This is a genomic window from Acetobacter pasteurianus subsp. pasteurianus LMG 1262 = NBRC 106471, assembly GCF_000285275.1.
Classification (GTDB): domain Bacteria; phylum Pseudomonadota; class Alphaproteobacteria; order Acetobacterales; family Acetobacteraceae; genus Acetobacter; species Acetobacter pasteurianus.
The window spans coordinates 39,970-46,921 of sequence record NZ_CADO01000008.1; the positions used below are offsets into that span (position 1 = coordinate 39,970).

General features: G+C 53.3%; 5 protein-coding genes. 4 read left to right on the forward strand and 1 reads right to left on the reverse strand.

Translation table 11 applies throughout. The features are described from left to right. Positions 1-49: 49 nt before the first annotated feature. From APA10_RS02990 to APA10_RS03005, 4 genes are all read left to right on the forward strand, one after another. Positions 50-1,150 (forward strand): branched-chain amino acid aminotransferase, encoded by a 1,101-nt coding sequence (locus APA10_RS02990; protein WP_014457311.1) that lies wholly within the window; start codon positions 50-52, stop codon positions 1,148-1,150. 188 nt (positions 1,151-1,338) lie between these two features. Further along, the gene (gene polA / locus APA10_RS02995; RefSeq protein ID WP_003629358.1) at positions 1,339-4,140 is read left to right on the forward strand and encodes a DNA polymerase I; all 2,802 of its coding nucleotides are present in this window, start codon (positions 1,339-1,341) and stop codon (positions 4,138-4,140) included. A 4-nt stretch (positions 4,141-4,144) separates the two neighbouring features. Further along, positions 4,145-4,765: an SCO family protein gene (locus APA10_RS03000; RefSeq protein WP_003629357.1), complete on the forward strand. Its 621-nt coding sequence runs from the start codon at positions 4,145-4,147 to the stop codon at positions 4,763-4,765. A gap of 96 nt (positions 4,766-4,861) precedes the next feature. Further along, a complete protein-coding gene (locus tag APA10_RS03005) occupies positions 4,862-5,608 on the forward strand; it encodes a lysophospholipid acyltransferase family protein (RefSeq protein ID WP_014457314.1) in 747 nt (248 codons plus the stop codon). A gap of 70 nt (positions 5,609-5,678) precedes the next feature. On the opposite strand, the gene APA10_RS03010 is transcribed toward APA10_RS03005, so the two are convergent. Next, on the reverse strand, positions 5,679-6,952 hold a 1,274-nt coding region (locus tag APA10_RS03010; protein ID WP_050998005.1), incomplete at its 5' end, for an MFS transporter.

Genomic DNA, 6,952 nt, shown 5'->3' on the forward strand with positions numbered 1-6,952 from the left:
CGCCAGACTATCTGGTTCAGACCCCAGCGCCGTGGAGACAGCAGAACCCATGACCACCGAATCTGACACCGCCTTCAAGATTACCCGCAAAACAGACATCACCCCCGCAGCAGAGCGGGAAGCCATGCTGGCCAATCCGGGTTTTGGCCGCGTTTTTACCGACCACATGGCTGTTGTCACCTATACGGAAGGTAAGGGCTGGCATTCTGCTGAAATCCTGCCCCGCCAGCCGCTGATGCTGGACCCTGCTGCATCCGTGCTGCACTACGCGCAGGAAATTTTTGAAGGCATGAAGGCCTATCGCACCCCGGATGGTAGCGTGCAGCTTTTCCGCCCAGATGCAAATGCCCGCCGCTTCCGCCATTCTGCCGAACGCATGGCTATGGCGCAGGTGCCTGAAGACCTGTTTCTGGATGCCGTGACACAACTTGTGAAGCTGGATAAGGACTGGGTGCCCAAGCCAGAAGTTGGCACGCTGTATATCCGCCCCTTCATGATTGCGACGGAAGCTGCCCTTGGCGTAAAGCCGGCGTCTGAATTTAAGTTTATTGTGATTGCCTGTGCCGCTGGTGAATATTTCTCCAAAGATGCCGGCCCGGTTTCCGTATGGGTGGAAGAACGCACCGTACGCGCCTCCCGCGGGGGCACAGGCACAGCCAAATGTGGTGGTAACTACGCCGCCAGCCTAACGGCACAGATGGAAGGCAAGGAACACGGCTGCCATCAGGTTCTGTTCCTTGATGCGCAGGAACGTCGCTGGCTGGAAGAAATGGGCGGCATGAACGTGATGATGGTGTTTGAAGATGGCACCCTGCAAACACCTCCGCTGGACAGCGGCACCATCCTGCACGGCATTACGCGCGATTCCCTGCTTACCTTGGCGCGTGATCGTGGCCTGAAGGTCAAGGAAGAACGCTACGCTATTGATCAGCTTTATGGTGATGCCGATTCCGGCAAACTGAAAGAAGTGTTTGCCTGTGGCACCGCTGCTGTTGTGACACCTATTGGCACATTCAAAAGCACTGAAGGCGGCTGCACCATTGGCAACGGACAGACTGGTGAAGTTACCAGCAGCCTGCGTAAGGCTTTGTGCGATATCCAGTTTGGGCGTGCAGCAGACACGCATGGCTGGGTTAAAAAAATTGACTAAGTTGCAGGTATCGTTCCTGTAAATATACCTCCCATACCCCGGCCCAGGCCGGGGTATTTGCCTGTTACAGGCAGCATTACCCTCCAGAAAGCCGGGCGCCCAATGCTGGACATCAAAACCCAAGGGGCATATCCAAACCCTATGGCTTTCTTTCTGCCTTCCCTTCCGCTTACACGGTTTGCATTCGTATGACAGAAACACCCCATCTGGTTCTGGTAGATGGCAGCGGCTTTATTTTCCGCGCCTTTCATGCCCTCCCGCCTATGACCAGCCCGGAAGGTGTACCAGTAAATGCCGTTTACGGCTTTACCACCATGCTGGCCCGTTTGCTTAAAGACCATGTAGGCACCCATCTGGCAGTGCTGTTTGATGCCAGCCGCCAGACATTCCGCTCAGAAATCTATCCGCAATATAAGGCGCACCGGCCTGAACCGCCTGAAGATTTGCGTCCCCAGTTCAGCCTGATCAGGGAAGCCACGCAGGCCTTCAATGTGCCGGGCATCGAACTCCCCGGCTGGGAGGCAGATGACCTGATTGCATCCTATGCAACGGCCATTCGGGCACAGGGTGGCACGTGCACCATTGTTTCATCCGACAAGGATCTGATGCAACTGGTGGGAGACGGCGTTTGCATGCTGGACCCTATCAAACAGACACCAGTTGGCCCTACTGAGGTAGAAACCAAATTTGGTGTGCCCCCCACAAAAGTGGTGGATGTACAGGCCCTGATGGGAGACCCCACAGATAACGTGCCCGGCGTGCCTGGTATTGGCCCCAAAACAGCAGCAGCACTTGTGCAGGAATACGGCACACTGGAAGCTGTGCTGAACGCTGCACCGGAAATGAAAAAATCCAAGCGGCGTGACATGCTAATCGAACACGCCGATGCGGCACGTGTTTCTCTCCAGTTGGTCACCCTTGCCACTGACGTTCCACTACCTGTGCCGGTAGAAGAGCTTGGCACGCGTGAGCCAGACATGCTGGTTTTGGCAGACTGGCTGGACCGTATGGGCTTTCGCTCCATTCTCAGCCGTATGGGGCTTGGCCACCCTTCTGGTGCTCACGCACATCGTGCTGCCAGAAAAGTCGCCGCAGCATCAGTCGCCGGGGCAACCACACCCGCTGATGATGCATCGGCCCCAGATGCCACTGTGCTTTCTGCCCCATATCATGATTATGAAACTGTGCGCACAGCAGAAGCCCTGCAAAAATGGGTGAGCGCAGCGCAGGAAGCCGGTATCTGTGCTGTAGATACAGAAACGGATGGGCTGGACCCACTTGCTGCCAATATTGTCGGGTTTTCTATTGCAACGGCTCCGGGCAAAGCCTGCTATGTGCCCTTAAAACATGAAGGCACACTGGAAGCCCCTACTGGCGAACAGCTTGGAGTTGATGCTGCCCTTAAACTGCTGGCACCTCTTTTGCAGGACGATGCCGTTTTAAAGATTTTCCATAATGCCAAGTTTGATCTGCTCATTCTGGATCATGCAGGCATCCCTCTTTCCAGCATTACCGCTGTAGATGACACAATGCTGATCTCTTACAGCCAATCTGCCGGGCTACATGGGCAAGGCATGGATGAGCTTTCTGCTCTGCATTTAAGCCATACTCCCATCACGTATGACAGTGTAACAGGCACTGGTCGCAACCGCTTGCCTTTTGCACAAGTGCCTGTTGAAACAGCCACCAAATATGCGGCTGAAGATGCCGATGTTACCTTGCGCCTATGGCATGTTCTGCACCCCACGCTGCGCACCAATAAGGCACTGGTGCTTTATGAGCAGATTGAACGCCCGCTTTCGGCCATTCTGGCGGACATGGAAAAGGCAGGCATTGCAGTAGATCGCGCAGAGCTTGATCGACTTTCCAAGGACTTTGAAGCCCGCATGCAGAGCATGGAAAACGATATTTACGAAGCTGCTGGTCGGCAGTTTAATATTGGTTCCCCCAAACAGCTTGGGGAAATCCTGTTTGATGAAATGGGCCTGAAAGGCGGCAAACGCGGCAAGGCTGGGGCTTGGAGCACAGATTCCTCTGTCTTGCAGGATCTGGCCGACCAAGGACATGATCTGCCTGCGCGCATTCTGGCATGGCGGCAACTTGCCAAGCTGAAATCCACTTATACGGATGCACTGTTACGCCAAGCCGGTCGGAATGACCGCGTGCACACATCTTTCCAGATGGCTATCACCTCCACCGGGCGCTTGTCTTCTACAGACCCCAACCTGCAAAACATTCCTGTACGCACGGAAGAAGGCACACGTATCCGGCAGGCCTTTATTGCTCCTCCGGGCAAGAAGCTGATTTCTGCTGACTACTCGCAAATCGAACTGCGGCTACTGGCCGATGTTGCCAATATTCCCGCATTGCGTGAGGCTTTTCAGCTTGGGCAGGATATTCACGCCCGCACGGCATCGGAAGTTTTCAATATCCCGCTTGAGGGTATGGATGCCCTGACACGGCGGCGCGCCAAAGCCATTAACTTTGGCATTATTTACGGCATTTCGGCTTTTGGGCTTGGCAAACAGCTTGGCATTCCGGCCGGTGAAGCACGCACTTACATAGATGCGTATTTTGCCCGTTACCCCGGCATCCGTGATTACATGGAGCGTATGCGCGAAGAAGCACGCACCCATGGCTATGTGCTCACACCTTTTGGCCGACGCTGCTACGTACCGGGCATTCATGAAAAAAGTGCTGCCAGACGCCAATATGCCGAACGGCAAGCTATTAATGCCCCCTTACAGGGTGGCGCTGCAGACATTATAAAACGCGCCATGGTGCATTTGCCATTGGCCCTGCAAAAGGCAGGCTTTGGCGAAACACGCATGCTTTTGCAAGTGCATGATGAACTGTTGTTTGAAACAGATGAATCAGAAGCCGAAGCAGTAGCTGCAATTATTAAAAACGTTATGGAAGCAGCAGCAGATCTTGCTGTACCCTTGGTTGTAGAAACCGGAATAGGCCAGAATTGGGCGGAGGCACATTAAGACCATGACACCGGCTGGAAAACGTATAGCCCTCATGACCTTTGGTGTGCTAGCTCTGGCCGCCGCCGGAGGTTACACGGCCACTCATCTGGCCTTAAAACACGGCGTGCAACTCAACACTTATGGCAACGAGGTTGGTGGTTCCTTCCGCCTCATGGATTCCACAACAGGCACCATGACGGATCAGACGTTCCGTAACCGTTGGATGCTTGTTCTGTTTGGCGCCACCCATTGTGCAGAAGATGCGTGCGCCCCTGCCCTGCGCAATATGTCTGCGGCATTGGATCAGGTAGAAGGTGGCAGGCATAATGCCGTTATCATTTTTGTAAGCCTCGACCCAGATAGAGATGATGCAGAACGCCTACGCCAATATGGTGAAAGTATTGGCCCACGTGTTGTAAGCGGCACAGCGGCACCTTTTGCTTTGGCTGATCTGGCAAAGGAATATCATGCTCCTATTGAAAAGGTGCCTGACCCCGAATGGACATATACCATGCGGATGTCTCCGCAGTTTGTGGTTATGGGCCCAGAGGTGCGTTACAAGGGAATGGTTGATGCCCGTGCAGATAGTGCCCATATGGCGGAAGATCTGCGCCGTATCATGCAACCTCAGAACGGTGGGTAATCCCGGCTAAGTCTATTACCCCACACGTTTTATACGTTGTGGTGTAATGCGTGTTATGCCCACCTTTTCTTTTTGCCAGAGCTGTACTGTATTCTCATGTCGTTGTTTTCAAAATTGAGTACCAGCTTACGGTTTTATGCATCACTTGCCGTTATTGGTATTATTTTTCTGGCGCTGGATGCAGGCTCTTTTCTGCTACGCCACGCTCTGCCTGAAGGACCAAAACGCCGTAAAATAGGACAGGCATGGCTCTGTTTTATGGCGCGGCTTGCCGTGCGTTATCTTGAAGCTGCCGGTATTTTGGAATGTGACCTAGCACAGCTTAACACCCTTAAAAATATCCCTAACATTATACTGGTTGCAAACCATCCCTCACGGTTAGACAGCCTTATTCTGGCCTCCGCCCTACCGCATCTGGTTTGCGTTACCAAAGCCTCCATTTGGGAGCGTCCAACTCTAGGCAGCACATTACGCACAGCGGGATACATCCGGCATGATAGCCTTTTACGGCTGATCGGGCCTGCTTCTGAACGCCTGAAAGAAGGCAATCAGTTACTCCTGTTTCCCGAAGGCACGCGTTCGCGTGCAGGAACAGAACCCAGCCCCATGCAGCCGGGTTTTGCAGCTATTGCGCAGCGCACGCGCCTGCCCGTGCAAACTCTCCTGATCAAAACGGATTCCCCTTATCTTTCTCAGGGGTGGCCTTTTCTGAAACAGCCTCCTCTACCTATGCGGTATCAAATACAAACTGGCCCGCACTTTCCTGCCCCTGCCAGAGATGAAGCAAGCGGGCGCGCTTTGCTTGAAGCTGTTGAAAGCTGGCTGAAAGACCATTTGGCCTGAATGCAAAACAGGCTCAGCATGAGCGGTTTCATGCTGAGCCTGCATCATAGCGACAGTATTCCGTTTTATCTTATTCCTGAGGAATAGGCGGCAACGTAGAATCTACCGTGATGGGGTGATCTCCCTGAAGGATCTTTTTAACCTCAGCTTCACTCCCCACTGCTGGAGGTGACCCTCGCAGAGGCATGCAGGCTGTTTCCTTCACCGTCAGCATTGTTACAATACCAACAACACCCGCAAACATGAGATAATAAGCCGGCATAAGCAGGTTACCCGTATGCCCAACCAGCCATGCTGTTACCAATGGTGTTGTGCCACCAAACATGGAAACAGATACGTTAAACGCCATAGAAAGCGCCGTATATCTGATAGGCGTATAGAAAAGCGCTGGCAAAGTGGATGGCATGCTGCTGGTAAAGCAAACAAGAGCAAGACCAAGAAGCATCAGGCCCGCAAAAATCAGCCAATCATTCCCGCTTTGCAACAGCAGAACAGAAGGAATAGACAGCACCAGAAGAGCAATACAGGCACCGATAATCATGGGCCGACGCCCCAGTTTATCGCTTAAATACCCACCCATTACGTTCAATGGCATCATCATCAGCATGACGATGATAATCAGCAAAAGCCCTTTGCTTTCGGCGTATCCTAAAGCAACCGTCAGATAGCTGGGAATGTACGTCAGCAGCATGTAGTCGGTTACGTTAAATACCAGCACAAGGCCCATGCATTTCAGCAACTGCCGCCAATGCACACGCAGCAGTTCACCCCAACCTGGTTTTTCATCATCCCGCTGCGCGGCCTGCTCTGCATATGCCTGAAAAGCTGGCGTTTCTTCCAACCGGGAGCGCATATACACCCCCAACAACCCTAGTGGGCCGGCAATTAAAAAAGGAATACGCCATCCCCATTGCAACATGGCCGTGTGGCTCAACCCGATCTGCAAGGCCGTTACAATACCTGCACCGGCCACATAACCAGCCAGAGTACCAAACTCCAACCAGCTCCCCATAAGCCCGCGATTTTTATCGGTGGAATACTCGGCAATAAAGGTGGCAGCACCGGCATATTCCCCACCGGTTGAAAACCCTTGCACCAACCGGGCCAGCAGCAATAGCAACGGAGCCCATAAACCAATCTGGGCATAAGATGGAATCAGGCCGATAGAGAACGTGCCGATTGCCATTGCGATCATCGTAAAGGCCAGCACTTTCTGCCGCCCGTACCGATCCCCCAGCGGCCCAAAAACCATACCGCCAAGAGGCCTGACCAGAAATGCAACAGTAAACGTAGCTGTCAGGTTGTGAGACGTCATTGGCGTAATCAAGGATTTCGTCGACCTGT